19 protein-coding genes and 2 tRNA genes are annotated in these 23,315 nt (G+C 72.3%); 13 read left to right on the top strand and 8 right to left on the bottom strand.

Translation table 11 applies throughout. The features are described from left to right. Nucleotides 1-93: 93 nt before the first annotated feature. From ABT232_RS33330 to ABT232_RS33345, 4 genes are all read right to left on the bottom strand, one after another. Entirely contained in the window at nt 94-2,415 is a 2,322-nt protein-coding gene (locus ABT232_RS33330) for a hypothetical protein (RefSeq protein WP_351847140.1), read from the bottom strand. Nucleotides 2,416-2,418: 3 nt separating this feature from the next. Then, a tRNA-OTHER gene (locus ABT232_RS33335) sits at nt 2,419-2,489 on the bottom strand. Nucleotides 2,490-2,494: 5 nt separating this feature from the next. Then, nucleotides 2,495-2,567, bottom strand: a tRNA-Arg gene (locus ABT232_RS33340). 214 nt (nt 2,568-2,781) lie between these two features. After that, on the bottom strand, nt 2,782-3,369 hold the full coding sequence (locus ABT232_RS33345) for a hypothetical protein (protein ID WP_351847142.1): 588 nt from the start codon (nt 3,367-3,369) through the stop codon (nt 2,782-2,784). Between the two features lie 436 nt (nt 3,370-3,805). On the opposite strand from ABT232_RS33345, the gene ABT232_RS33350 reads away from it, so the two are divergent. The 7 genes from ABT232_RS33350 to ABT232_RS33380 all read left to right on the top strand — a co-directional run bounded on the left by ABT232_RS33350 (nt 3,806) and on the right by ABT232_RS33380 (nt 11,625). Then, complete coding sequence (locus tag ABT232_RS33350) at nt 3,806-4,492, top strand: cupin domain-containing protein (protein ID WP_351847144.1); 687 nt, start codon at nt 3,806-3,808, stop codon at nt 4,490-4,492. Then, nucleotides 4,489-5,571 (top strand): hypothetical protein, encoded by a 1,083-nt coding sequence (locus ABT232_RS33355; protein ID WP_351847146.1) that lies wholly within the window; start codon nt 4,489-4,491, stop codon nt 5,569-5,571. The genes ABT232_RS33350 and ABT232_RS33355 overlap by 4 nt, the downstream gene beginning before the upstream one ends. Then, complete coding sequence (locus ABT232_RS33360; protein ID WP_351847149.1) at nt 5,568-6,656, top strand: hypothetical protein; 1,089 nt, start codon at nt 5,568-5,570, stop codon at nt 6,654-6,656. Before ABT232_RS33355 ends, ABT232_RS33360 begins: the two co-directional genes overlap by 4 nt. 152 nt (nt 6,657-6,808) lie before the next feature. Beyond that, nucleotides 6,809-7,672 (top strand): hypothetical protein, encoded by an 864-nt coding sequence (locus ABT232_RS33365; protein ID WP_351847152.1) that lies wholly within the window; start codon nt 6,809-6,811, stop codon nt 7,670-7,672. A 58-nt stretch (nt 7,673-7,730) separates the two neighbouring features. After that, nucleotides 7,731-8,243, top strand: coding sequence for a hypothetical protein (locus ABT232_RS33370; RefSeq protein WP_351847154.1), 513 nt, complete (start codon nt 7,731-7,733; stop codon nt 8,241-8,243). A 129-nt stretch (nt 8,244-8,372) separates the two neighbouring features. Continuing rightward, nucleotides 8,373-10,148 (top strand): asparagine synthetase B family protein, encoded by a 1,776-nt coding sequence (locus tag ABT232_RS33375; protein ID WP_351847157.1) that lies wholly within the window; start codon nt 8,373-8,375, stop codon nt 10,146-10,148. 124 nt (nt 10,149-10,272) lie between these two features. Then, on the top strand, nt 10,273-11,625 hold the full coding sequence (locus ABT232_RS33380; protein ID WP_351847160.1) for an aldehyde dehydrogenase family protein: 1,353 nt from the start codon (nt 10,273-10,275) through the stop codon (nt 11,623-11,625). Between the two features lie 349 nt (nt 11,626-11,974). Here ABT232_RS33380 and ABT232_RS33385 read toward each other — a convergent pair whose 3' ends face one another. The 3 genes from ABT232_RS33385 to ABT232_RS33395 form a co-directional block, all read right to left on the bottom strand. Further along, entirely contained in the window at nt 11,975-12,172 is a 198-nt protein-coding gene (locus ABT232_RS33385; RefSeq protein WP_351847162.1) for a hypothetical protein, read from the bottom strand. A gap of 214 nt (nt 12,173-12,386) precedes the next feature. Next, entirely contained in the window at nt 12,387-13,814 is a 1,428-nt protein-coding gene (locus ABT232_RS33390; RefSeq protein ID WP_351847165.1) for an MFS transporter, read from the bottom strand. A gap of 206 nt (nt 13,815-14,020) precedes the next feature. Then, nucleotides 14,021-15,490, bottom strand: a complete 1,470-nt coding sequence (locus ABT232_RS33395; protein WP_351847168.1) for an alpha/beta hydrolase family protein — start codon at nt 15,488-15,490, stop codon at nt 14,021-14,023. 545 nt (nt 15,491-16,035) lie between these two features. Here ABT232_RS33395 and ABT232_RS33400 point away from each other — a divergent pair. From ABT232_RS33400 to ABT232_RS33410, 3 genes are all read left to right on the top strand, one after another. Beyond that, entirely contained in the window at nt 16,036-17,262 is a 1,227-nt protein-coding gene (locus ABT232_RS33400) for a sensor histidine kinase (RefSeq protein WP_351847170.1), read from the top strand. Then, nucleotides 17,259-17,921, top strand: coding sequence for a response regulator (locus ABT232_RS33405; protein WP_351847173.1), 663 nt, complete (start codon nt 17,259-17,261; stop codon nt 17,919-17,921). Before ABT232_RS33400 ends, ABT232_RS33405 begins: the two co-directional genes overlap by 4 nt. Before the next feature lie 261 nt (nt 17,922-18,182). Beyond that, entirely contained in the window at nt 18,183-19,241 is a 1,059-nt protein-coding gene (locus ABT232_RS33410; RefSeq protein WP_351847176.1) for a terpene synthase family protein, read from the top strand. A 96-nt stretch (nt 19,242-19,337) separates the two neighbouring features. Here the strand turns inward: ABT232_RS33410 and ABT232_RS33415 are convergent, their stop codons facing one another. Then, the gene (locus tag ABT232_RS33415; RefSeq protein WP_351847179.1) at nt 19,338-20,060 is read right to left on the bottom strand and encodes a hypothetical protein; all 723 of its coding nucleotides are present in this window, start codon (nt 20,058-20,060) and stop codon (nt 19,338-19,340) included. 378 nt (nt 20,061-20,438) lie between these two features. Between ABT232_RS33415 and ABT232_RS33420 the strand changes: the two genes are divergently transcribed. The 3 genes from ABT232_RS33420 to ABT232_RS33430 all read left to right on the top strand — a co-directional run bounded on the left by ABT232_RS33420 (nt 20,439) and on the right by ABT232_RS33430 (nt 23,152). Continuing rightward, nucleotides 20,439-21,605, top strand: coding sequence for an alpha/beta hydrolase family protein (locus tag ABT232_RS33420; protein ID WP_351847181.1), 1,167 nt, complete (start codon nt 20,439-20,441; stop codon nt 21,603-21,605). A gap of 312 nt (nt 21,606-21,917) precedes the next feature. Next, on the top strand, nt 21,918-22,511 hold the full coding sequence (locus ABT232_RS33425; RefSeq protein WP_351847184.1) for a DinB family protein: 594 nt from the start codon (nt 21,918-21,920) through the stop codon (nt 22,509-22,511). Nucleotides 22,512-22,729: 218 nt separating this feature from the next. Continuing rightward, a complete protein-coding gene (locus tag ABT232_RS33430) occupies nt 22,730-23,152 on the top strand; it encodes a DUF350 domain-containing protein (RefSeq protein WP_351847187.1) in 423 nt (140 codons plus the stop codon). The last annotated feature ends 163 nt before the right edge of the window (nt 23,153-23,315 follow it).

Genomic DNA, 23,315 nt, shown 5'->3' on the forward strand with positions numbered 1-23,315 from the left:
GCTGGTCGAACCAGGCGCTTGAACGCCGGCGAGTCCGATCAGGGACCGGCAGGGCCGCGCGCCCCAAGGACGCGCGGCCCTGCCCCCGCGGACTCAGCCCGCCGATGCCGGGTCCGGACGCAGCCAGTGTCCGTCCGTGGCCCAGCCGAGGAGCAGGCGCCCGGCGCCCTCGTCCGCCGTACCGCCCTCGGTGACCTGGCGCAGGCCGGTCAGGGCAGGGGCGAGCCGTCCCGCCACGTGGCGAGGGTGCCGGGCCAGCTCCTCCGGCAGCGAGGCCAGGAAGCGGTCCCGCTCGCCGGTGCCGCACAGGGACAGGTGGAACACCATCTGGCGCCAGGCGTAGGCCACGTCCTTGATGGTGCTGAGCGGACGCGGGTTGCCGTGCACGCGACCGGTCAGACGGCACACGGTGACGAAGCAGCGGCGGGCCAGGTCCGCCCAGCCCACGTCCGGCTCGATGCCGACCCGGTGAACGAGGGTGGCCAGGTTGTGCGTGGTGAGGATCTGCGCCTGCTCGATCACCTTGCCGTTCGCGGCCACCGATCCGGTTGCCCGCCGTGCCCCGGACGAGCCGGCCTCCGCCCGCTCGACGCACAGTTTCGCGAAGCCGGGCGAGGTCCTGACCCCGTACGACGTCGTCAGTGTCTCGGCGGCCTCGACGATCGCCATGTTCCGGATGGCCCGGTAGTCGATGGCGTAGTAACGCTCGTAGAGCGAGCCGCCGCCCAGCAGTTCCGCCGCGACCCGGGCCGCGGCGAGGAACTTCGGGCTGAACGTGCCCATGAAGATGTCCGCGGCCAGCTCCTCGACCAGGGGAGCGCCCAGCTCGGCCTGGCGGGCCAGTAGGGACAGCTCACGGATCAGCGGATTGGGCAGGATCGTGCCAGGGAAGGCATGCACGGCCAGCTCACCGAGCTGCCGCAGCGCGACGGCCGACACCGCACCCGCCGCCCCCTCCACGCGCTGTCCGGCCACGGCCCGTACCCATGGCAGTTCCTCCGCGCGCACCTGGCGCTGCAGGTTGAGCAGCAGCAGCGAACGGCGGCCCGCGAACGCCCGGTGATGGGCGGCCGCCAGCGTACGCAGGGCCGGGTCGCGATAGGCCTGTGCGGTGGTGGCGGCGACGAGTTGCGGTACCAGCCCGGCCAGCACCTCCGCGGAGGGTACGACTCCGCGTTCCACGAGGGTGCTCAACGGCGCGCTCAGCGCGGACTCGACGGGTCGCCGGACGCCGGCCGGAATCACCGCACCCGCGGGCAGACCCGTTTCCCGTGCCTCGTCCTCGCTCACCTGGGCGACGAGAGGCGCCACCTCGGCGACGCCTGCCTGCTGGTCGAGTCCGGAGAGCCGTCGCAGCACCAGCTGGGCCAGCGCATGGTGCGAGGGCAGTGCCGCCTGCGCGGCCTGCTCGCGGCGCAGTGCGGTGAGCTGTGCGGAGCCGGGCAGCCCACGCCGCCGCACCATGGACGTGACGGCGTGCCGCAGCAAGCCGAGCCGGCGCGCGTCCAGTTCCCGTCGGGCGACGACCTCTTCCAACGCACCTCGGAGGATGCCCAGGTTCCCCTTGGGATCGCGGTGCTTGGTGCAGTAGGTATGGCGTTCGCTCAAGTCGTTGTAGCGGCGCAGCAGTTCGGCACCGTGCTCGTGCCAGGCGGCGTCGGGGGTACGGGTCAGGACCCGGAGCGACTGTCCGGCGTCGGCGGTCTCCAGCCAGTGGCCGAGAAGTTGGTCACCGAACGGCTGCCAGACGGCCAGCGCCTCTCGCTGTGTCTCCACCGCATCGCTGGTCCGCCGTCGTGCCAGGCTCTCACCGGCCTCGGCGACGGTCCGCCGGTGCACGACATCGGCGTCGGGCGCCTCACGGGTGGAAGGGCGGGGCGTGAACCGCAGCCGTCCGGCGAACGGGGCGAGTTCCTCGACGAGTCCGATCGCCGCGTCCGTCTCTCCGGTCCGGGCCAGCCAGGCCACCGTGAGCAGGGCGGCTTCCTCGGGGACGGTCACCTCGTACCGTCCGCTGTCCAGGAGTTCGTGGAGCCGTGCCAGCCCGTCCTCGGACAGCCAGTACGCGAAGAGCGCCTGGCGGTCCAGCGGCACCCCGGCGCGGCGCGCGGCGTCGGTCTCGTACTGCGTCATGGGCCCGCCGGCGCTGGGCGCGCCGGTAGCGAAGCCGCCCCGGAGCACCTCGGGTGTCACCCACGCGGGCATATCGCGGACCGGTGTGCGGGAGCCGATGGTGAGCAGGCCGTTCGCCATGCCCGCCAGCACGGACCGCCACGCACGCTGCCGTTCCCCGGCGCGCCGGCGGGTGTCGCGGTCGTCGTGGGTGAGCGCGGTGCTGAGCGCCCTGGCCATTTGGCCGGAGACGTAGGCCGGGTTGGCCTCTGCGTAGTGCTGCTGGTCAGCGTCGTCGTTCATAAGCCGACGTGGCGGGTGCCGCCCCCGCCCCCTCCGGTCCCGAGCCCGGTGCTCTGCTGCTGAGCTACACGTCGATGAGCCGACGTGGCAGGTTCCGCCCCTGCGCCCTCCGGGTGAGAAGCCCGGTGCTCTGGCTACTGAGCTACACGTCGATGAGGCTTGACGGTAGACGCCGAACGTTCCTCCGGACAACCGGATTTCACTCCGGTCAGGGCCTGTGCGCCCTGGTCACGCGAGTGTCGCCGCCCTGTTCGCTCGTGTCCGTGATGTGCACGCACCGCCGTGGCTCCGGTGGCGAGCAGTCCCGTGATCTCCGGCCGGGCCCCTGCGCCGCCACGCCCGGGCGACACGGGTGCCGGCACCCCGTCACCTCTCCTCTTGGCGCAGTTCGTCGAAGGGGGTGCCCGACGCCCAGCGCACCAGGGCGGTGCCGTCGAGGAGGCAGGTGTCTCCCTGGCGTCGCGCCCACCGGATGTCACGGGCGCGGAAGGTGCCCCGGTGCACGACCAGGTGGACGAGGCGGTCCGGCTCCGTCCGCCGCGCGCGGGGAGGCGGTGGGGCCTCGTCCGGCAGCGGTTCGGCCACCGGGCGGAAGACCACGTGCAGTTCGCGGCCGTCCGCTCGCCTCGCGTACAGGCGCGGTCGTTCCGGCTCTGCCAGCAGCCGCACGCGCCAGCCGTCCCGGCGCAGCATCCGGGCGACCGCCAGCGCGAGTTCCTGGGTGTCGAGTGCGAACAGCTCTCGGGCGGTGTAGTGGCCCTTGCGGCGGCGGGCGCCCGGACGCAGGCGCCGGATCACTAGGGGTACGGCCAGCACCAGGACCGCGATCGCGGCGAGCGGCACGCCGACTCCCGCGGCCCGGTACCCCACAGCCAGGGCGGCGACGACGGAGCTGAGGGTCAACACCGTCCCTGTGAGGGCGGGCAGCACGTCGCGGAACGTGGGTCCGGCCATGCCTTGGGCGCGCAGTCGGCGAACGACGTGACGGGTGCGTGGCCGGCGCGAGGCAGCGGTATCGGACGTCCACGAAAGGCGTGCCACAGTGCCGGCCTCCCCGCTCCCGCGCCCACAGACGCACAAGGCATACCCCGTGCGATGCCGAACTCCCTTACGGGGGTCCGGAATCGGCCATCCGCACCCGGCGCTCAGGGGTGTGCGGAGGCGCGCGACGGGGGTGAAGAGCGCGCTGCCGTTTCCCTCGCCCGCATACCGTGTCAGCCCGTGGTTCACCGCGGTGTCACCGCAGGTTTCGTTCGGACCCTCCCCGCGTTCGCGATCAGCGCCTTACCATTCGCGTACTCGCCGGGGCGGGCATGAGGGGGAACTCTTGTTCGGTGATGTTCAGAAAAGCGCGCCGGGTACGGCCACCGTCGCGAAGAGCCGGAGCGGGGTGGGGGACCTGCCGGGCGGTGTGCGGCTCTACCGACTGCTGCCCGACGGCTCGATCGTCCTCGCCGACCGGGACGGCGCCCGCGACCTCGGTCCGGAGCGGGATCTCCTGCGGTTCATCGACGACGGGCAGTTCGCCCACTACCTGGTGGGCGACGCCGCCACCTCGCCCGAGCGTCCCTCCAACGCCACCGTCAAGCTCGGTACCGTCGGCCCGCGCAGCGCCTTCACCCCGCACGCGCACGGCGGTGAGCACTTCGTCCTCAGCCTGGGCTACGCGTCCTGCGGCCTGTACGACGCCGACCGCGACCGGGTCGCGGAAGTCCCGCTGACACCGGGCGAGTTGATAAGAATTCCCGAGATGATGCCGCATTCCTTCGCCAATCGGGACACTTCTCCGCTGACCATTCTGGCCGCCAACACCGGCTACGGCATCGACCACGAGGACTACGCGATCACCGCCCCCGAGGCGGACCGCAGGGCGGCGGGCCCGGCGGACGGCACGGTCGCGCCTCCCGGCTCCACCGGCACCAGCACCCTTGCCCGCACCGACTACCTGGCGCTGGCCGCCGCGCTGCGTGACATCGAGCGGGTCCAGCGGTTGCGGGGAGCGGGTGTCACCACCGTCAAGGAACGCCTGGCCGCCCGGCTGCGGCGGCTGGCCCACCGGCTGGAGGGCCCCGCGTGATCTGTCCGCACTGCGAACAGTCCCTGCTGCGCAAGGAACGCCCCGGCAATGTCTGCGGCAAATGCGGCCGCAGGTACGCACTGGACCCCAAGACCAACCCCCTGCGCCTGAACGACCTCCGTGTCCGCCGCGTCGCCGCCAAGCTCACCGAGGAAGGCCGACTGCGCTGCACCACCGGCCAGTTGTGGTACGCCCTGTCCCGCAAGTCGCTTCAGGACACCGATGTGGAGGCGGGCTGCGGCGGAGTGGCCGCCGTGTTGGGCCTCGTCCTCGGCGTCGCCGGGCTGATCGGCGATGCGGTGCTCTTCGCGCTGCTGGGGGGTCTGCTCCTGGTCACCGCCCTCGGCTGTCTCATCGCGGGGGCGTCGGGATGGAGGCGAGGCCGGCCGCGCGTCTCCCGGGAGGTCTTCCGTACCGAGTTGATGCGGGAGTGGAACGACGTCTACGGCTCACTCCCGCCGGGGGTGATCAGCGACAAGGAGTATCCCTCACCTCGGCCGTCCTCGCGTACCTCCCGTACCGGCGGGGACCGTTCGGCGGTACCGGCCGAACCCGCGTCCGGCGGGCTCGTGCTGCTCTGCCCGGACCCGTCCGTCGCCGTCTTCCTGGATGCCGCCGGCCTGCCGGCCCGCCACGGGCTGCGCCTGGTCGCCACGCCCGACGGACTGCCCGCCGCCCTCGACCCGTCGGGCCCGGGAACGGTCCTGGTGCTCCACGACGCCGACGCCGTCGGCCTCGCACTCGTCCACCGCGTGCGCGCGGCGTACCCCGGACACCGGGTCGTGGACCTCGGACTGCCGCCCGACGCCGCGCGGGACCGTCCGAACGCCGTGCCCGTACGGGGCGAGCCGCCCGGCGACGCTGTCATGGACGTCCTGCGACGCGGCGGGGAGTACTCCCCCGACCAGCTGAAGCGCCTGTCGAAGGGCTGGGGGCTGCCCCTGGTCGCCGTCCCGCCCGCCAAGCTTCTCGCGGTCGTCACCCGAGCCGTCGAGCGCGCCGGCACGGCCACCGACCCGGAACGTCGGCGCGCCGCCTGCCTGGGCTTCATGACCTGGCCCGGCGGAGGCGGTACATGATCTGCCCGCACTGCCGGACCTCCCTGCCGCGCAAGGAACGCACCGACAGCGTGTGCTCCCACTGCGAGCTGGCCTTCGCCCTCGATCCCAAGGTGCACGGCCGCGGCATGCACGACACGAGGATCGAGCGCATCGCCCGCCTCCACACCGACGAGGGCCGCCGCACGGTCACCCTCACCCAGTTGTGGTACCTGGCCCGCGCCGAGAACCGCACCTGGGACGCGGCTGCGCGCAGCGGTCGCTCACCATGGGTGGGACGCACGGCTGCGGTGGTGCTCGTCGCCGGACTGGCGGCGCTCGCCGTGCGGCTGCCGGACAGCGCTCACGCCGGACTGATCTGGTGGGGCAGCGTGGGGGCGGCCGTCGTCGTGTACCTGATGGCGAGGGGGCGGCCACGCAGGCCGGCCCGCCGTGCCGGCGCATACGTGCTGCCGTACGCGCACGCCTTTCGGAGCATGATGCTCGGGCGTTGGGTGGAGGTCTACGGCGGTTTGCCGCCCGGCGTCGTGGACGAGGAGAAGGCCGGCGACGCCGCGTTCCTGCCCACGGACCGGGACCGGCAGGAGCGGACGGTGGCGCTGCTGTGCCCGGACCGGGCGGTACGCGTCTTCCTGTCCGTCAACGACTTCCCGCACCGGCTGGAACTGACCCTCGTCGCCCGGCTCGCCGATCTGCCGCCCTCCGGGCCCGTGGTCGTCCTGCACGACGCGAGCGCCCGCGGCTTCCAGTTGCTCGCCGACGTTCGCGCGAACCGCCCCGACGCGGTGGTCGTGGACGCGGGCCTGCCGGTGAAGGCGGTCCGGGGCAACCGCAGGGCCGTCGTTCTCCATGAGGATCCCCCCGAGAGTGTCGGGTCCGGCGGGGCCGACTGGCTCCGGCGGATGGAACGGCTCGCCCCGGCGGACGCCGCATGGCTGCGCCTGGGCTGGCTGAGTCCGGTCGCCGCGGTCCCCCCGGCCCTGCTGGAGGCGGCCGTCGCCCGAGGCGTCGAGCGGGCCCGGAGCGCGCCGGATCCGGCGCGTCGGCGGGCCGCCGAGCTCGGCTTCCTGAGCTGGCCGCAGCCGCCCGAGCCGGAGGGGATCTGACATGCGTCACCTCGTCGAGCCGCGCACGGCCGCCGTGTCCACGAGCGTCGCCGCCGTCGCCGTCCGGCGCGCGGCGCCGACGCGTGGGCGGACCCCCGAGTTCGGTTTCCCGAACCGGCCCCAGTCGTCACCCGGGAAGGACGAAAGCTGACATGCCCACCCCCATCGAGCCGCCCGGGCCATTGCGCCCGGTCTCGCGGATGGTTCTGGAGCGGGCGATCGGCGTCGCCGCCCGGCGCGCGTCCCTGCCCGGCGGGATCCGCTACACCGAACGGCAGCTGTACTACGAGACGTGCCGCGTCCTGAGGCCGACTCCCTCGCCACTGCGCCGCATCCCGCACAGCCCGCGCCCGCCCCTCAGGCTGCCCCGCTTCGCCGAGGCGCTGCGGGGACTGGAGCCGGCCGGACTCCTTCCGCCCCCGAGCCGTGCCGCCCGGACGATCGGCGGACCCGCACGCGAGGCCGACCTCTACGCGTACGGGCTGCCGCGCATGCTGATCTGCCAGGACCGTTCCGTCGCCTGGATGCTGCTGGCCAACCACGTCCACCTGGAGGCCGCCTGCCCCGTCCTGAGCGCGGCCGACGACCTGCCACTCGATCCCCGGCTTGTGGCGGCGCTGGAGCGGGCCGAAGGCGCCACTGTGCACGTCCTGCACGACGCGAGCCCCACCGGCGTCGCCCTGCCCTCCCGGGTACGCGAGGAGTTGGGGCCGGTGCCCGGAGTACGGGTGGCCTCGCTGGGGCTTGTGCCCCGGCACGCCCGGACCCTGCGCCTGGTGACCGGGCGCGCACCCGGCCCCGTCCCCCCACTCGGCCCGCTGCCTCCGGGGCTGCGGCCCGAGGAGGTCGCCTGGCTCGCGGGCGGCCGGTTCGCGGAGGTCGCCGCGGTGGCGCCGGCCCGGCTCCTGCGCGCCGTGCTGCGCCTGACCCGCGGCCCCCGGCCGTCCCGGCACTCGGTCTGGGGCGAACTGCGCGAGCTGCGCACCACGGGGTTCATGACCTGGCCCGACGCATGACCGGACGCCGAATTGAGGACCGCATGCCCGACCACCGCAGACCCGAGGACCGATGAGCATGATCCGCCCCCGCGAAATCGGCTACACCGACGAATTGCTCGCCGACGGCAGCGTCCACCGCACCTACGAGGACGGCCGTCAGGAATGGCGCCGCCGCGGCCCCGGTGGCGTGGTGGACTGGCACGACGACCGGGGCGGCGCGGGCACCGACGAACTGCTCGGAGACCGTGTCGTCAAGCGGCTGCTCGCCGACGGCACCGTGACCTACGGGCGGGACATCGGCTACGGCCGGACGCTGTGGGGCAGCGGCGACACCGTGATGATCAACCGGACGTCGTTCGGCGGCCGGATGGGAGCGATCCTCGTCGGCCTCGGCGTCACCGGACTCGCGGTCACCGCCGCTCAGTTGCCGCCCGCGCACCTGACGCCGGAAGAGGAAGAAGAACTGCGCCAGCAAGCCCAGAGCTCGTCCTCCTCGGGCGGCGACGGCGGGGGCGGCGGCGGGGACGACTGGGACGGCGACGACTGGAGCGATGGCGAAGACGGCTGGAGCGACGACGACTTCGGCTGAACGAGTGCCTCGCGGCGGTCCGGACCCGGGCGCCGCGTACACACCATGACGCACGTACGCGCACGGTTGACCTCCCCGAAGAGCGCGCGGGGGCAGCCGGGCACAACGACGAAAGGACTCCCTCGCTCCATGGCACGCTTCTGCGTCTGTCTCGGCCCGGATCCCGGCCACCCCGACGTTCGGTCCACGGCCGCCGACGCCCACCTCACCGCCATGGGGGCCCCGCCTCTCGCGCCGGGACTGGCACTGCTGCCCGACGAACCCGGCCACGCCGAGGGGCCGTTCGAGGCGTACGGAATGCGCGCCGTCGGCGAGGTCACCCTGCACAACCGCGCCGACCTGCTCACCGCGCTCGTCACGGCCGGTGCCCCCGCCCCGCCCGGCTGCGGCGACGGCGAGGTGCTGCTGCGGCTGTGGGCCCGGCTCGGCGCACCGGGCGTCGCGCTCGCCGAGGGCATGTTCGCGCTCGCCGTCCTCGACGGCCGCGACCTGGTGCTGATCCGCGACCACGTCGGCGCCCGCACCCTCTTCTACGCCCGCGCCGGCGACACCTGGGCCGCCGCCACCTCCCTGCGCGCCCTGCGCCGCTGGCCCGCACTGGGCACTCGGATGAACCTCTCCGCCGTGCGCTCCTTCCTCACCTTCGCCTACCTGCCGGGCGAGGAGACGCTGCTGGAGGGCGTGCGCGAAGTGCTGCCCGGACGGGTGGTGCGGCTGGCGGTCGACGGGGCCCTCAGCCAACAGACGTACTGGGAACCGCAGGAGGGCCACGGCGAGCCGGACGGGGCACACCCCGAGGACACCTACGCCCTGACGCTGCGCGCCCTGCTCGAAGAGGCGACCGCACGCCGGCTGCCCGAGGCCGAAGCCGTCGCGGTCCTGCTGTCCGGGGGCGTCGACAGCTCCCTCGTCACCGCCCTCGCCGCGAAGCTGCACAGTCACCCCGTGCACACCTACTCCATCAGTTTCGGCGGTGAACTCCCTAACGAACTGGGCTACTCCGGGCTCGTCGCCGCCCACTGCCACACCCGGCACCGGGTGCTGACCGTCTCCGGTCCTGCGGTCGCGGCTCGGCTCGCCGAGGCCGCCGCCCTGCTCGACAGCCCGGTGGGCGACCCGCTGACCGTACCGAACCTGATGCTCGCGGAGGCAGTCGCGGGGGACGGGCTCGGCATCGTCCTCAACGGGGAGGGCGGAGACCCCGTGTTCGGTGGTCCGAAGAACCTGCCGATGCTGGTGCGGGAGATGCACGCCGGGGCGCCGGGGGCGGCAGACGCGCCCTGGTACGAGGACCGGGCCACCGCCTATCTGCGCTCCTACCGCAAGTGCTGGACCGACCTGCCCGACCTGCTGACCGCCGACGCGCTCGCCGCGTTGGACTCCGCCCCGGCCCCGCAGCGCTTCGTCGAGCCCTACCTCACCGGCCCGGACCGGATGACCCACCTGCTCGACCAACTGCTGCACTGCAATCTGCGGACCAAGGGCGCCCACCACATCCTCACCAAGGTCGAACGGCTCACCGCCTCCCAGGGGCTCCAGGGGCGCGCCCCCCTCTTCGACCGGCGCGTCATCGACCACGCCTTCGCCACCCCTCCCGCCCTCAAACTGCGGGGCACGGCCGAGAAGTCGGTGCTGAAGGAGGCCGTACGCGATCTGCTGCCCGCCACCGTGGTGGACCGGCCCAAGAGCGGGATGCGGGTCCCGGTGCAGCAGTGGCTGAGCGGACCGCTGCGCGAACTGGGCGGCGACCTGCTGCTCGGGCGCGCGGCCCGGCAGCGGGGGCTGTTCCGGCCCGACACCGTCCGCACCTGGATGCGCGGCGAGGGCACGCTGCTGCCGCGCCAGGGCGGCAAGCTGTGGCTGGTCCTCACCCTGGAGCTGTGGTTGCGGGCGTACGACCTGTGACCGCCGGAACCGGAACCCTGACGGACGTACCGTCCGCGACCGCGACGGACGAACGGCCCATGACCCCGCAGTCATGCCGACCGCTCGGCGTGCGGCGAGAACCAGCAGTGGAGGCAAGCGCACCGTGGAGACCACTCTCATCGACCCCCGCACCGGCCGGGTCCGTGGTACCGCCCCTGTCACACGGGAGGAGGGGATTCGGTCCGCGGTCGGCGCGGCCCGTGCGGCGGCGCCCGCCTGGCGCGCCCTGACACCCCGGGAACGCTGCGGCCGACTGGAACGGCTGGCGGCGCTGGTGACGGAGAACGTCGCCGCGTACGCCGAGCGGGAGGCGGCCGGGACCGGCAAGCCCGACAGCGAGACCGCGGGCGAGGTGGAGCAGGTCGCCGACCTCCTGCGGTTCTACGCCTCCGCCGTCCGCGCCCAGTCCGCGCCGGCCGCCGGAACCCTCGTCGAGGGGCACGAGAGCTGGGTGCGCTGGGAGCCCCTCGGGGTGGTGGGCGTGGTGGTGCCCTGGAACTACCCGCTGATGATGGCCGCATGGCGGTGCGCCCCCGCTCTCGCCGCCGGCAACACCGTGGTGGCCAAGCCCGCCGAGACCACCCCCGACACCCTCGAACTCCTCGCCGAGCACGCCGCCGAGGCACTCGGACCCGGCATCCTGACCGCCGTACCCGGGGACCGGCAGACCGGCCGGCTGCTGGTCGAGGCGGGCGTCGACATGATCGCCTTCACCGGCAGCGCGACCGCCGGCGCCGACGTGACCACGCGGGCGGAAGGACGCCGCGTCAGTCTGGAGCTCGGCGGCAACGCCCCCGCCCTCGTCCTGCCCGACGCCCCCGAGGACACCTTCATCCACCTGGCTCGCGCCAGCACCTACAACGCCGGGCAGAGCTGTGCCGCTCCCGCCCGCGTGATCACCCTGCGCGAGAACTACGAGCAGGCCGTGAGGAGGCTGGCCGAGGCGGCTCGCCAGTGCCTCGCGGGACGGGACTTCGGTCCGCTCAACAACGCCGATCAGCTGGCCCGCTACGACGCCATCGTCCGACGCTCGGCCGCCGGACGGAGCATGGCGGGCGACATCGCCCCGGGGCCGGGCGAGGAGAACGGCTTCTGGCGGCCCGCGCGCATCCTGGCCGACCTCCCGGACGACGACCCGGCGGTGGTGGAGGAGGTCTTCGGCCCCCTGCTCACCGTGCAGCGGGCGGAAGACGCGGACGCGGCCGTCGCCCTGGCCAACGGCGTTCCGCAGGCATTGGCGGCCAGCGTGTGGACCCGGGAGCTGGGAGCGGGGCTGGAACTTGCCGGGCGGCTGAACGCCGGTGAGGTCTGGCTCAACTGCCACCTCGTCCAGACCGCGGAACTCCCGCACGGCGGCCGGGGCGCCTCCGGCCACGGCACGGACCTCAGCACGCTCGCCCTGCACGAGTACCAGCGCCCCAAGACGATCACCGCCCGGCTGGCGTACGGCAGTTGAATGCCAGCACGTCGCGGAGAACCGCCGGACGCCTGAACGTTGCGCGTCCGGCGGCGTCTGCGGCTGCGTCTGCGGCTGCAGAACTGGTTCCCGGCTTCCGTGCGTCGGAGAGCTTCCTGTTCATCGCCGATGTCGCTGTCAGCGTCGAGGCCGCACCGCCGGGGCATGCCGACGCATCTGTTCGAGAGCAACGCCGGACCACCACGGGCACCGCGGCTCACCTGGAAGCCCGCGGACGCGGCGGTGCGCTCGAGGCCGGACGCGGTCCTGGACGACCTGCCATTGACCCGACGGCCCCTGCCAAGGCGGCGACGGCCGCAGCCTGCTCTGCTGTTGAAGGCCCCGGACCCTAGCGCAAGTTGAGGATGACGAGGGTGATCGCGATTCCCAGGATCAGAGCGACGTGAAGCACCTGCGCCCCGGGGCTGACGTCGCGGGCGGGCCGGCTCGACCGATATTGCGCCTGAAAGCGGCGGTTGTAGTCGTCGCGGATCCGTTGCGCGTCGGCCCTCGCCTGGTCTGCGGCCCTCTGAAGGTGATCGTTCATGGCGCTCCCTCCGAACGAGTCGCGCAGCGTGAAGCCGTACGACGTATCAGCCAGGATCCTTCTCGTGTCCGCGCGATGGCCATAGGCGACCAACGGCACCCAGGGGCGCACCGGAGTGCGGACAGGCGCACCTACGTGACGCAAATCCGCCCGCAGGGATGGAACGAGGGGTTACGCGTCCCCGCGAACCTGGACGCCATCGCCACACGCGCGATCACCGGGCTCCGGCAACCGGGGCTTCCGCCGTGGGCTGTGGCGTGGCGGCTGCGGGTCGGTGCAGGGCCAGCGCCGCCACCGCTGCGATGCCGGCGGCCGCCGCGGCCGCTGTCCAGCCGTGGCGGAACCCGGTGAGCGCGGCGTGTGCGGTGCGGGGTTCGCCGAGGAGGGTGACCATGACGGCGACGCCGAGTACGGAACCTGTCTGGCGGGCCATCGTGGTGACGGCCGAGCCGGTGGCGAAGCGGTGTGGTGGGAGCGCCGCGGCGGCCGCGCCGACCAGGGTCGGCAGGGCGAAGCCCACTCCGATGCCGGTCATCAGCATGCCGGGGAGGAACGTGCTCGCGTACTGCGGGTCCGTATCGAGCGCGGCAGCCCACCAGATGAGGCCTCCGGCGAACAGCAGGCAGCCGAGCGCCGCCGTCCGTCCCGCGCCGAATCGCCGCACGACCGGTCCCAGGGTCATGGCGAGCAGGGGTACGGCCAGTGGTCCCGGTGCGATCGCCAGGCCGGTGCGGATCGCCGAGTAGCCCCAGACCTGCTGGCACCACAGCACGGAGGTGAGCAGCATCGCGGCGAAGGCGACGGTGAAGAGCAGCGCCGCGACGGTGGCGACGGTGAAGGCGGGGATGCGCAGCAGGGGCAGTTCGACGATCGGCGCTGCGTGCCGCGCCGACCGCAGCCAGAAGGCGGCGCCGAGAACGACCGCGGCGGCGAGGGTGCCGACGACACCGGGCGAACTCCAGCCCCAGGCATCGGCCTTGACCAGGCCGAGGGCCAGTGCGCCGATCGCGAGGGTGAGCAGGGCGGCTCCCGCGAGGTCGGGCAGCGGGCCTTCGCGGTCCGGGCGGGCGTCGGGCAGGACGCGCGCTCCGGCTATCAGACCGGCCACGCCGACCGGCACGTTGACGAGGAAGACCCAGCGCCAGTCGGCCTCCACGAGCAGTCCACCGGCCACGGGTCCCAGACCGGCCGCGATACCGCCGATGGCAGCCCATCCCCGGATGGCCCGGGGGCGGCGTTGGGCGGGGGTGTTGACGAGCAGCAGCGCGAGCGATGTCGGCATGAGGACGGCGGCTCCTGCGGCCTGCAGCACCCGGGCGGCGATCAGCCAGCCGGCGCCGGGTGCGGCGGCGCAGAGCGCGGAAGCCACGGTGAAGACCGCGAGCCCGAGCAGGAAGCCACGGCGGTGGCCGTACCGGTCGGCCAGCCGACCGGCCACGACGAGCAGAGCGGCGAAGACGATCGCGTAGGCGTTGAGCACCCAGGACAGCGAGGCGAGCGAGGCGCCGTCGAAGGAGCGGCTGAGAGCGGGGACCGCCACATTGACGATGAACAGGTCCAGGTTCACGACGAAGACGCCGGCCGAGACGATCCAGGCGGTGGAGCGCCCGGATGCGAGTGAGTTTGGATTTCCAACTGTCATGAGCGGCAAGGTAGCGCGAGTGAGTTTGAAAAGACAACCTCGCCCAGGTGAACGATGAACGGTCTTGATGCGGTCGCCTCTACAAGGGGCTTGTCCACTGCCCCTTGTAGAGGCGACCGCGGCAGCGCTCGGACCACGACTTCGACGCGCCCTGGCCCTGCCTGGGAGGACGACGGCCGTGTCGTCAGCCGCCACGGCACGGCTGATCAGCGGCTGCTGCCGTCCGGGTGGTTGACGCTGAGATCGCCGTAGGCCGACAGAACGCCGGCCAGGTCAGCGGGCTTGTGCCGCAAGGTGGTGTCCAGGAAGGCGAGAGTGGTCGCGGCGACGACGTGAGGGCTCTCGGTGCGGCCCAGGGAGCCGACTATCGAGGGGACAGGCGGCAGGTACAGGGGGCCGTCCATGAAGGTGAGGTGTGCCGTGCCGGGGATGGTGAGCCGGTAGCTCGTCGCGGTGCTGTGCTTGAGGGCCTTGGTGAGGCGGGGTAGGTAACGCCGGTCGGTCTCGGGGGTGATGGCCTGGGTGAGCGCGAGGGTCGGCTGGTGGAGGAGGGGCGAGGTGGAGCCGTGGGGGTAGCCGTCCAGATCGATGACGGCGTCGAACCGGTGGTCCTGGCGGGCTGCCTGGAGAGCGGCGGCACCACCCATGGAGTGGCCGGAGACCGCGACCCGGCCGCTGTCCAGACGTCCGGTCAGCGGGCCGGTGATCTCACCTCGGCCCAGACGGTCCAGTTGGGTGAGGACGAAGCGGAGGTCCGCGGCCCGAACAGCCGTCCAATCGGCCGCCAGCTCGTTGTCCTTGTCCCGGTCGCCGGTCGAGGCGGTCTTGCCTTGAATCGTCCGGCCGTCGGCGAGGACGACGGCCGCGGAGTCGTACGGGTGGTCAAGGGCGGCGACCACATAGCCGTGGCTGGCCAGTTCCTCCGCCCAGGCGGTGTTCTGCGTACGCACTCCACCCGACCCGGGAGAGAAGAGCACGACCGGGAACCGTCCGCCCCCGCCGGCCACCGGGGCGTCGAAGACCGATCGGCTGCGGGCACGGGGTACGCCGTCGACCAGGAAGCCTGGCAGGCCGACCTGGCGGGCGAGGGCATCGGAGACGGTGCGCGCCTCGCTCTCGCTGCGTCCGAGGTACTGAGCCCGCTGCGCGCCTGCGGCGCTCTGCTGCGCGGGATACCAGAGCTGGACCACGACCGTGCGCCGGTCGTGCGGATCGGCGGTGAAGCTCTCGCCGCGGCGTGGGTCGGTCCACTGCACCACGCGGGTGCCGACCGCGAAGTGGCCGGACGGCTCGGGGAACACGGGCACAGGAAAGGCCCAGGCGGCCACCGGCCCCATGGCTGTCAGTGCCACGCACGTCACCGACCCCGGCAGTGCCAGCCACCACCGGGCCCGCCACGCCGGTCGGCCGGTACGGCGTCGTAGCAGCGGAGAGAGGGCGAAAGGCAACGCGACGGCAGCGCCTGCCAGTACCGGCAGCATCTGCCAGCGGATCCCCACCATGCTCAGCACGATCGCGGACGGCACGAGTACCGCCCCCGCCGCGATCGTGACGCGTGGGCGGGCAGCCCAGCGGGCAGTCGAGGGAAGCCAACGCGCCACCACGAGCGCGACAGCACTCAGCAAGACAAGAAGTTCCAGAGAGGACATGTACAGCCCCGGGATGCTCTCGGTCATCCGGCCATCCTCGGGGCGGGGTACGCGATGCCACATCGATCCCGGGTCGCCGTCGCGTGCGACCGGGGTCGCAATCCGCGGGCCGTCCCCTGTGCGACCGGAGTCGCATTCGGGCAGCCGGCCCGTACGACCACAGTCGCATCCAGGTATCTCCCCCGTGCGACCGGAGTCGCTGTCGAGCACGCCACGTCAATGGCCGTTCTGCGACCGCGGGAGGTGGCGGGGCTCCTCCTGCGGTCGTACCTCGGCGCGGTGCCATCAGACGGTGGGCTCATGCGCTTCGCGGGCCCGACCGCCTACGGTGACGAGGCCGCGGTACACGCCGGCGAGCGCGGCGTGTGCGCTCCTCGCTCCCGACCCGGTTGCGGCTGCGGCCTCTGCGAGCGGGTGCGGTCCCGGCCGGAGCCACCGTGATGGTGAATCGGCAGGAACAGGAACAGGGACAGGGACAGGGACAGGGACGTCTGATGACCGAGGTGGGCGCAGAGCCCGGAAAGGCACACTCGGCGCGCTACCGGGACCGCGTAGGGCGGACGAAGACAGCCGTGCGGCTGACGAGGTACGCCGACCTGGCCTCCGTACGAGCGGCGCGACGGGGAGGAACCGCCCGGCGCTGGGCTCTCCGGCTGCCGCCCTCGGTGTGGGACTCGCTGTTGCCGGCGCTGCTCCTGCTCAACGTCGTGACCACGCGCGCGGCGGAGGAGCTTCCGGTGGCCGTGGCCCTAACCGCCGCCCTCACGCTGCCCTTGATGTGGCGGCGCCGGGCCCCGCTCACGGTGTTCGGCGTCGTGGCGGCCGCGGCCTTCGTGCAGTGGCTGATGGACGTCCCGCTGCCGGCGGACCTCGCCTTGCTGGTGGCTCTCTACACGGCGGCCGCGCACACGGGCCGGCGCGGCACGCTCGTCGCCGGTGCCGTCGTGGAAGTCGGGGCCCTGCTGGCCTGCCTGAGCTGGACGACGGAAGGCGCATTCCTGTCCCCCTTCGTCGCGGTGACCGCGATGGTCGTCGTCGCCGCCGTGCTGGGTGTGAACGCGCGGACCACGCGCGCCTACCTCGCGGTCCTGGAGGAGCGAGCCGCACGTCTGGAGCAGCAACAGGACCAGCAGGCGCGCCTGGCCGTCGCTGAGGAGAGGACGCGTATCACCCGGGAGATGCACGACATCGTCACCCACAACCTGTCGGTCATGGTCGCGCTCACCGACGCCGCCGTCTACGCCCAGCACCGGTCGCCCGACAAGGCCACCACCGCGATGCTCCAGGTCTCCGAGACGGGCCGGCAGGCTCTGACCGACATGCGGCGCGCGCTGGGCGTCCTGCGGACCGACGAACCGGACGCTGAGCGCCATCCGCTGCCCGGTATCGCGCAACTGGAGTCCCTGGCCGACCAGATGCGCGCCGCCGGGCTGCCGACCCGCGTCGAGGTCCAGGGCGGCCACAGCCACGTTCCCGCCACCGCGCAACTGACCGTCTACCGCCTGGTACAGGAAGCCTTGACCAACGCCCTCAAGCACACCCCCACCGGCACACATGCGACGGTCCGCGTGCGGTGCTCGACCGAGAGCGTCACAGTGAACGTCACCGACAGCGGCCCCCGCCCGCCACGTGCCGGCACCGCACCAGCCGACCCCGCCCGTGACGGCCGCGGCATCCCCGGAATGCGCGAGCGCTCGGCAGCCTACGGAGGGAAGTTGCGGGCCGGACCGCTTCCGGACGGCGGCTGGGAAGTCCGTACGCGCCTCTTCCTCGGCAGCGGCGAAGCGGCGTCCGCATGACGATCCGCATCCTGATCGCCGACGATGAGGCGCTGCTCCGCATGGCGTTCAGCACGGTGCTGGAGGCCCAGCCCGACATGACGCCGGTCGGCGAGGCCGCGGACGGCACGCAGGCCATACGCCTCAGCCGGGAGTTGCGCCCCGACGTCGTCCTCATGGACGTCCGGATGCCCGGGACTGACGGGATCGAGGCGACGCGGCAGGTCATCCGGGCCTCCCCGCGGAGCAGAGTGCTCATCCTCACCACCTTCGACGTGGACCAGTACGCCTTCGCCGGACTCCATGCCGGAGCCTCGGGCTTCCTGCTGAAGAACACCAGGCCCGAGGAACTTCTCACCGCGATACGCAGCGTGGCCGCGGGCGACGCGGTGGTCTCCCCGCGGATCACCCGCCGCCTGCTGGAGAACCTCCGCCCGCACATCCCCGACGGCACCGGCGCCGAACGCGACGAGCGACTGAACCGGCTCAGCGCACGCGAGCGCGAGGTACTCGTCCAAGTGGGCCGCGGCCTGTCCAACACCGAGATCGCGGCCACCCTCCACCTCGCGGAGGCGACCGTGAAGTCCCACCTGGGGCGCATCCTGCAGAAGCTCGAACTCCGCGACCGGATACAGGCCGTGATCTTCGCCTACGAGAGCCGCCTCATCGACGCGGCGTGACGCCGCCGCCCCGAGCCGAGGGCGCTCCTCTCGGCCCCGCGGCCTGGCGTCAGTGACGGCGTCGGTTGTGGCGTATGCGCTGGTGGTGGTGCGGGCCGTGTACTTGCCTCTTCTGCCGCATCTTCACTCTGACGAGCCGACGTTCTTGCGCCGTTCGGCCGGCCGCAGCTGCCAACGTCGGTCGTGACATGCGCTTGGACCTGATCCTTCGTGCTGCTGTGCGCGAGAGTCAGGGCTGGAAGTGGAAGGCGAAGGGCTTCAATGGTCATCGAGAACATTCCCGCTTTCACCGGCACGCCTGCCGTGGGCCATCCTCGCGTCGATGAGATCCAGTCTCAGTCGATGGAGTGGATGTGTGAGACGGGTCTGCTGCCCGCCCCGGAACTGCGGGCCCGATACGCGCGCGAGCGGCTGGGGGCATGGCCCAGTCATTGCTACCCGTACACGAGCTTCGACTATGGCCTGTTGCTCGCACATTGGTGGTCTTGGTGGGCCTGCGTGGACGATCTCGCATTGCAGATGGAATGCGATCAGTGGCTGAAGCTGTCGTTGGACATGGAACGCGTGATCCGGTGTGCCGGGGACGGCGAGGTACGGACCCGTGGCTCCGACTCCGTTCAACCGTTGCTGCTGCGTTCCTTGGCCGAGCTCTGTCGACGCACAGCCGCTGCCGGGAGCGATGCCTACTACCAGCAGGTCGCCGCCGGAAGCATCGACGCCCTCTACGGCTTCAACCTTGAGGCGCTCAACGAGCGCCTGCGCCGGAAGCCGGACATCGACCTGGAGTTGTCGAAGCACTGCGAGTACTTCCGGGGCCGGTACAAGACGATCGGGCTGATCCTCGACGTGGCTTACATCGAGGGCGCCCTGGGCTACGACGTTCCGCATGCGGTGCGCCGCACCACGGCCTGGCAGGACACCCTGGAGACGGCGTTCAGCGTCATGATCCTCCAGAACGACCTGGTCGGAGCGGCCCGGGACGACGCGGCCGGCGACTCCTACAACGCCGTCAACCTCCTGTGCCGGCTGCACGGCCTCTCACCCGCGGACGCCAGGCGCCTGGTCACCCGCACCATCGCAGCCCGGATCACGGAGTTCCTTCACCTCGAGCGCGTCTTTCCCGACCAGGTGAGTCATCTTCGTCTGCCCGCCTCCGATCTCCAGCGGATCCAGGACGTCATCAGCAAGCTCAAGGTCATGAGCCAGGGTGCGCTGGCTTGGTACACCGAGACGTCCCGTTACATCCCGGCCAGCCGCACGGAGAGCAGGGCGGACGGGGCGGACAAGGCAGCCTCGCAGGTGCCTGGACTGATCGGGTGACCGGCTGATCGGAGCGAGGAGTGCGTGCGGGGAGGGTCGACCCATGTGGGGACGGCCGAGTCGCCCCCGCCCGCACGACACTCAAGCCTCGTGGCGTCAGGGTGTGAAGATCTGGTCGAGGGAGTCGATGGCGCCGTCGGCGCCGACTTTGTACGTGAACACCAGGCCGCTGTTCGGGTGCGCCTCCAACCAGTCGAGGAACTCCTGCACGCCGATCGGCTGGTTCTCGGTGCTCGCCACGATCGGATCGGTGACGGTGATGTTCGCGGCCTGGTTCAGGGGCAGGAAGGTCTCCTTGCCCACGGTCACGAAGGGCGGGCCGTCGGAGTCGGGTGTCGGGCAGTCCCAGTTGCCGTGCTTGAAGATGAGGCTCAGGGAGCCTCCTTCAGGGGTGTAGCGCAGCACGGCGATCTCGTCCGGGGAGATGGGCATCTTGTGATCACAGTCGGCCTCGGCGCCACCCGCGTCCTCGGCGGCTGCTCCGCTGGGCGCCGGTGACTCCAAGGCCGCCGGGGCTGCGGTGGAGGCCGCCGGCGCGGCGGTGCTGGGCGCCGCGCCGCCGCCCGCACCCGCCGTAGGCTTGCCTGACGGCGTGGCCGCGCCCTTCGCGCCGTTGCTGCCACTCGGTTGTGCGGTGGCCGCGGACGAGGAGGAAGGCTCCGCCGTGGAGCCGCTGTCACCGCCGCACGCCGTGAGTACCAGCGCCAGAACTCCCGCGGCACCCAGGGCCGTGATGGTGGTACGGAACGGCGTCTGGCCGCGTCTGCCTGACAGCTTGCTGCCGGTCATGATGTCCCCCTGCTGTTGGTCGCACTCCATGGGCGCGAAGGTTATGCCCCGGGGGACGATATTCGGTCATCGTCGGTTTCCAGACGCCGGGTCGGCCTTCGCATCGTTGCGGGGCCGTGACATCGGCGAGTCGGAAGGGGCTGGGGCTGGGGCCACTTCCCGCCGCTTGCGCGCTCACCAGCCCACCAGCCCGCTCATGTCGCGCAAGTCGCCGGCCCGTCGCCGCGCCGGCCCCGGCCCGGGTCCGGCCCGTGGTCCGGCCAGCCGGTTCACACTTCGTGTGTCCCGTAGGGGCAGGGGACTGTCCTTGTCCGTCCACGGGCGGAGATCGGCGTACATCCAGGGGCCGACACCGTTCCGGCCGTGGGCTGACGCCCCGGGCGGGGCCCGCTGCCTAGCCTCACCGGTATGAATCATCTGCCTCGCGGCGCAGCCGCTGCCTTACTCGGTCTGTCTCTCGCTCTCCTCGGCACGGGCGTGGCCCAAGCCGCACCGCCCGCGCCCGCTGCGGGGTCTTCGGCCGCCGAGACCGCCCGCGTCCGCCTCGAACTGCCGCCACCCACCGGGTCGTACGCGGTGGGCCGTGACACCCTGCACCTCGTCGACAGCAGTCGCCCCGACCCGTGGGTACCGGAGGCCGGGGCGCGTGAGCTGATGGTGTCGATGTACTACCCGGCACGGCCCGCCGCCGGCCGGACGGCTCCGTACATGACCGCGGCCGAGGCTCAAGCCTTCATCGACGACCGAGGGCTGACCGACGTGGTGTCCGCCAGAACGCTCAGCGGGACCCGCACCCATTCCCGCCCCGCCGCCACGCCCGCACGAGGCGAGTTCCCGCTCGTCGTGCTGTCGCCCGGGTTCACCGTCAACCGCTCCACCCTGACCGTGCTCGCCGAGGAACTGGCCAGCCAGGGGTACGTCGTCGCCGCCGTCGACCACGCCTACGAATCGGTCGGCACCGCCTTCCCCGGTGGGCGCCTGCTGAACTGCGTCGCCTGCGAGAAGATCACCCCCGGTGGCTACGGCGTGGTGCCCAGGGGCCGAGCCGAGGACGTGTCCTTCCTCCTGGACCGGCTGCTCGCCGACCGGCGCCCCGCCTGGCGGCTCGCCCGCATGATCGACCCCAGGTCGATCGGCATGGCCGGCCACTCCATCGGCGGCGCCTCCGCCGCCACGACCATGGCGAGCGACCACCGAGTGCGCGCCGGGGCCGACATGGACGGTTCCTTCATGGAGCCGGTCCCGGCGCAGGGCCTGGGCGGACGCCCCTTCATGATGCTGGGCACCGGCGACGACGACCCCTCCTGGATTCGCGACTGGCCTCTCCTCGACGGCTGGAAGCGCTGGATCAACGTCACCGGCGCGGAGCACTTCACGTTCACGGACGTGCCCGTCCTCGGTGACCAACTCGGTCTCCTGCCGCCGGAGGAGCCCCTGTCCGGCAAGCGGTCGCAGGAGATCACACGCGCGTACGTGACAGCGTTCTTCGACCTTCATTTGAAGGGGGTGGACCGGAAGCTGCTGGACGGGCCGACCGCCGAGCACCCGGAGGTGGTCATCCACAAGCAAGGCTGACCGGACGGAGAGGGCGACGGCGGAGGCGCGGCGACGGTGAAGGCGAAGGTGAAGGTGAAGGTGAAGGCGGGCGGGACGTCGGCGCGAGACGTACTCGGGCGGGCCTGAGAAAGGGGCCAGTTGCGCAACTGGTGCCGGCCAGGATCGTGGTGGCGACACCGAGGGCGGTCGGTTCCTCCAGAGGGGCTCGACCTGCCACACCAGGAGATCTCTCTCGGCTCGGTTGTCCGCCCATCTAGGCCAGGATCGGACCTACATGGCTCCTAACGTAGTCCTCATCCACGGAGCAACCGCCGACGGAGGCCGTAAACGATGACCGCGACGCAGCCCACCACCGCCCCGACCACGCCCGCCACCGCCCCGACGACCCCGACCACGCCGCCCGCACCCAGCGACGGTCCCGGCGAGCGTGCCGACCTGCTGGAGGCGCTGGGCCATCACCGGCACTTCCTGCGGTTGACCACCCGTGACCTCACCGACGAGCAGGCCGGACTGCGGACCACCGCGAGCGAGCTGTGCCTGGGCGGGCTCGTCAAGCACGTCACCTCGGTCGAACGGGGCTGGGTCGACTTCATCCTGGAGGGCCCGTCGGTACTCGGCGACTGGAACAACATGACCGAGGCCGACTGGGCCCGGCGGGCCGACGAGTTCCGCATGCTGCCCGGTGAGACGCTGGCCGGAGTGCTGAAGGAGTACGACGAAGTGGCCCGCCGTACGGACGAGTTGATCGGCACGCTGCCCGACCTCGACCTTTCCTGGCCGCTGCCCCCGGCTCCCTGGCACAAGCCGGGCTCCCGCTGGTCCGCGCGTCGGGTCCTGCTGCACCTCATCGGCGAGACGGCCCAGCACGCGGGTCACGCCGACATCATCCGCGAGTCCCTGGACGGGTCCAAGAGCATGGGGTGAGGCGGTCGGCCTGTGAGGGAGCCGGCCCCTAAGGGCACCCGTTCCAAGGGGGCCGGCCCTCTGAGAGAGCCGGTCCGTGCGAGAGCCGGTCTCCCAAGGGCGCCTGTCCCTGCCGATCCGTACCGACACACCGGTCAATTGGGCGAACGTGTGCGCTACATTGCCTTGTCTTGACCGCGATCACTCACGATCTCTCACGCTACGGAGTCGGCAACCCCATGAGCGACATCGTCAACGGACTCGGCCGAGCCACCGCCTACGGCGCCCTGGGCCTGGTCCTGCTGGTCCTCGGCATCGTCATGGTCGACGTGCTGACGCCCGGAAAGCTCGGCCGGCAGATCTGGGAGCAGCGCAACCGCAACGCGGCGATCGTGCTCAGCTCCTCGCTGCTCGGCATCGGCGGCATCGTGTTCACGTCGATCTGGACGACGTACGAGGACTTCGGCAAGGGCCTGGTGTCCACCGCGGTGTTCGGGCTGCTGGGCCTGGTGATGATGACCGTGGCGTTCCTCGTGGTGGACCTCATCACGCCGGGGCGGCTGGGCGCGACGCTGGTCGACCCGGAGCCCCACCCGGCGGTGTGGGTGACGGCGTCCTGCAACCTCGCCGTGGCCGCCGTCATCTCGGCGTCGATCGCCTGACACGGGCGGCTCCCCACGCCTCGCACGGGGGCGGATGCGGGGACCTGATGCGACAACCCGGCCGGGGGGGGGGGGTGGGGGGGGCCCCCCCGCCGGGGGGGTTTTTGGGGGGGGGGGGGCGCGCCGGGGGGGGGGGCGGGGGGGGCGCCGCGCCGCCCCCCCC

The sequence above is a fragment of the Streptomyces sp. NPDC001532 genome (assembly GCF_040298625.1).
Classification (GTDB): domain Bacteria; phylum Actinomycetota; class Actinomycetes; order Streptomycetales; family Streptomycetaceae; genus Streptomyces.

Excerpts from the sequence above, each read along its gene's own strand:
- ABT232_RS33330 (WP_351847140.1), bottom strand. The coding sequence starts at position 2,415 with ATGAACGACGACGCTGACCAGCAGCACTACGCAGAGGCCAACCCGGCC.
- ABT232_RS33345 (WP_351847142.1), bottom strand. The coding sequence starts at position 3,369 with ATGGCCGGACCCACGTTCCGCGACGTGCTGCCCGCCCTCACAGGGACG.
- ABT232_RS33360 (WP_351847149.1), top strand. The coding sequence starts at position 5,568 with ATGATCTGCCCGCACTGCCGGACCTCCCTGCCGCGCAAGGAACGCACC.
- ABT232_RS33365 (WP_351847152.1), top strand. The coding sequence starts at position 6,809 with ATGCCCACCCCCATCGAGCCGCCCGGGCCATTGCGCCCGGTCTCGCGG.
- ABT232_RS33370 (WP_351847154.1), top strand. The coding sequence starts at position 7,731 with ATGATCCGCCCCCGCGAAATCGGCTACACCGACGAATTGCTCGCCGAC.
- ABT232_RS33375 (WP_351847157.1), top strand. The coding sequence starts at position 8,373 with ATGGCACGCTTCTGCGTCTGTCTCGGCCCGGATCCCGGCCACCCCGAC.
- ABT232_RS33385 (WP_351847162.1), bottom strand. The coding sequence starts at position 12,172 with ATGAACGATCACCTTCAGAGGGCCGCAGACCAGGCGAGGGCCGACGCG.
- ABT232_RS33390 (WP_351847165.1), bottom strand. The coding sequence starts at position 13,814 with ATGACAGTTGGAAATCCAAACTCACTCGCATCCGGGCGCTCCACCGCC.
- ABT232_RS33395 (WP_351847168.1), bottom strand. The coding sequence starts at position 15,490 with ATGACCGAGAGCATCCCGGGGCTGTACATGTCCTCTCTGGAACTTCTT.
- ABT232_RS33405 (WP_351847173.1), top strand. The coding sequence starts at position 17,259 with ATGACGATCCGCATCCTGATCGCCGACGATGAGGCGCTGCTCCGCATG.
- ABT232_RS33410 (WP_351847176.1), top strand. The coding sequence starts at position 18,183 with ATGGTCATCGAGAACATTCCCGCTTTCACCGGCACGCCTGCCGTGGGC.
- ABT232_RS33415 (WP_351847179.1), bottom strand. The coding sequence starts at position 20,060 with ATGGAGTGCGACCAACAGCAGGGGGACATCATGACCGGCAGCAAGCTG.
- ABT232_RS33420 (WP_351847181.1), top strand. The coding sequence starts at position 20,439 with ATGAATCATCTGCCTCGCGGCGCAGCCGCTGCCTTACTCGGTCTGTCT.
- ABT232_RS33425 (WP_351847184.1), top strand. The coding sequence starts at position 21,918 with ATGACCGCGACGCAGCCCACCACCGCCCCGACCACGCCCGCCACCGCC.
- ABT232_RS33430 (WP_351847187.1), top strand. The coding sequence starts at position 22,730 with ATGAGCGACATCGTCAACGGACTCGGCCGAGCCACCGCCTACGGCGCC.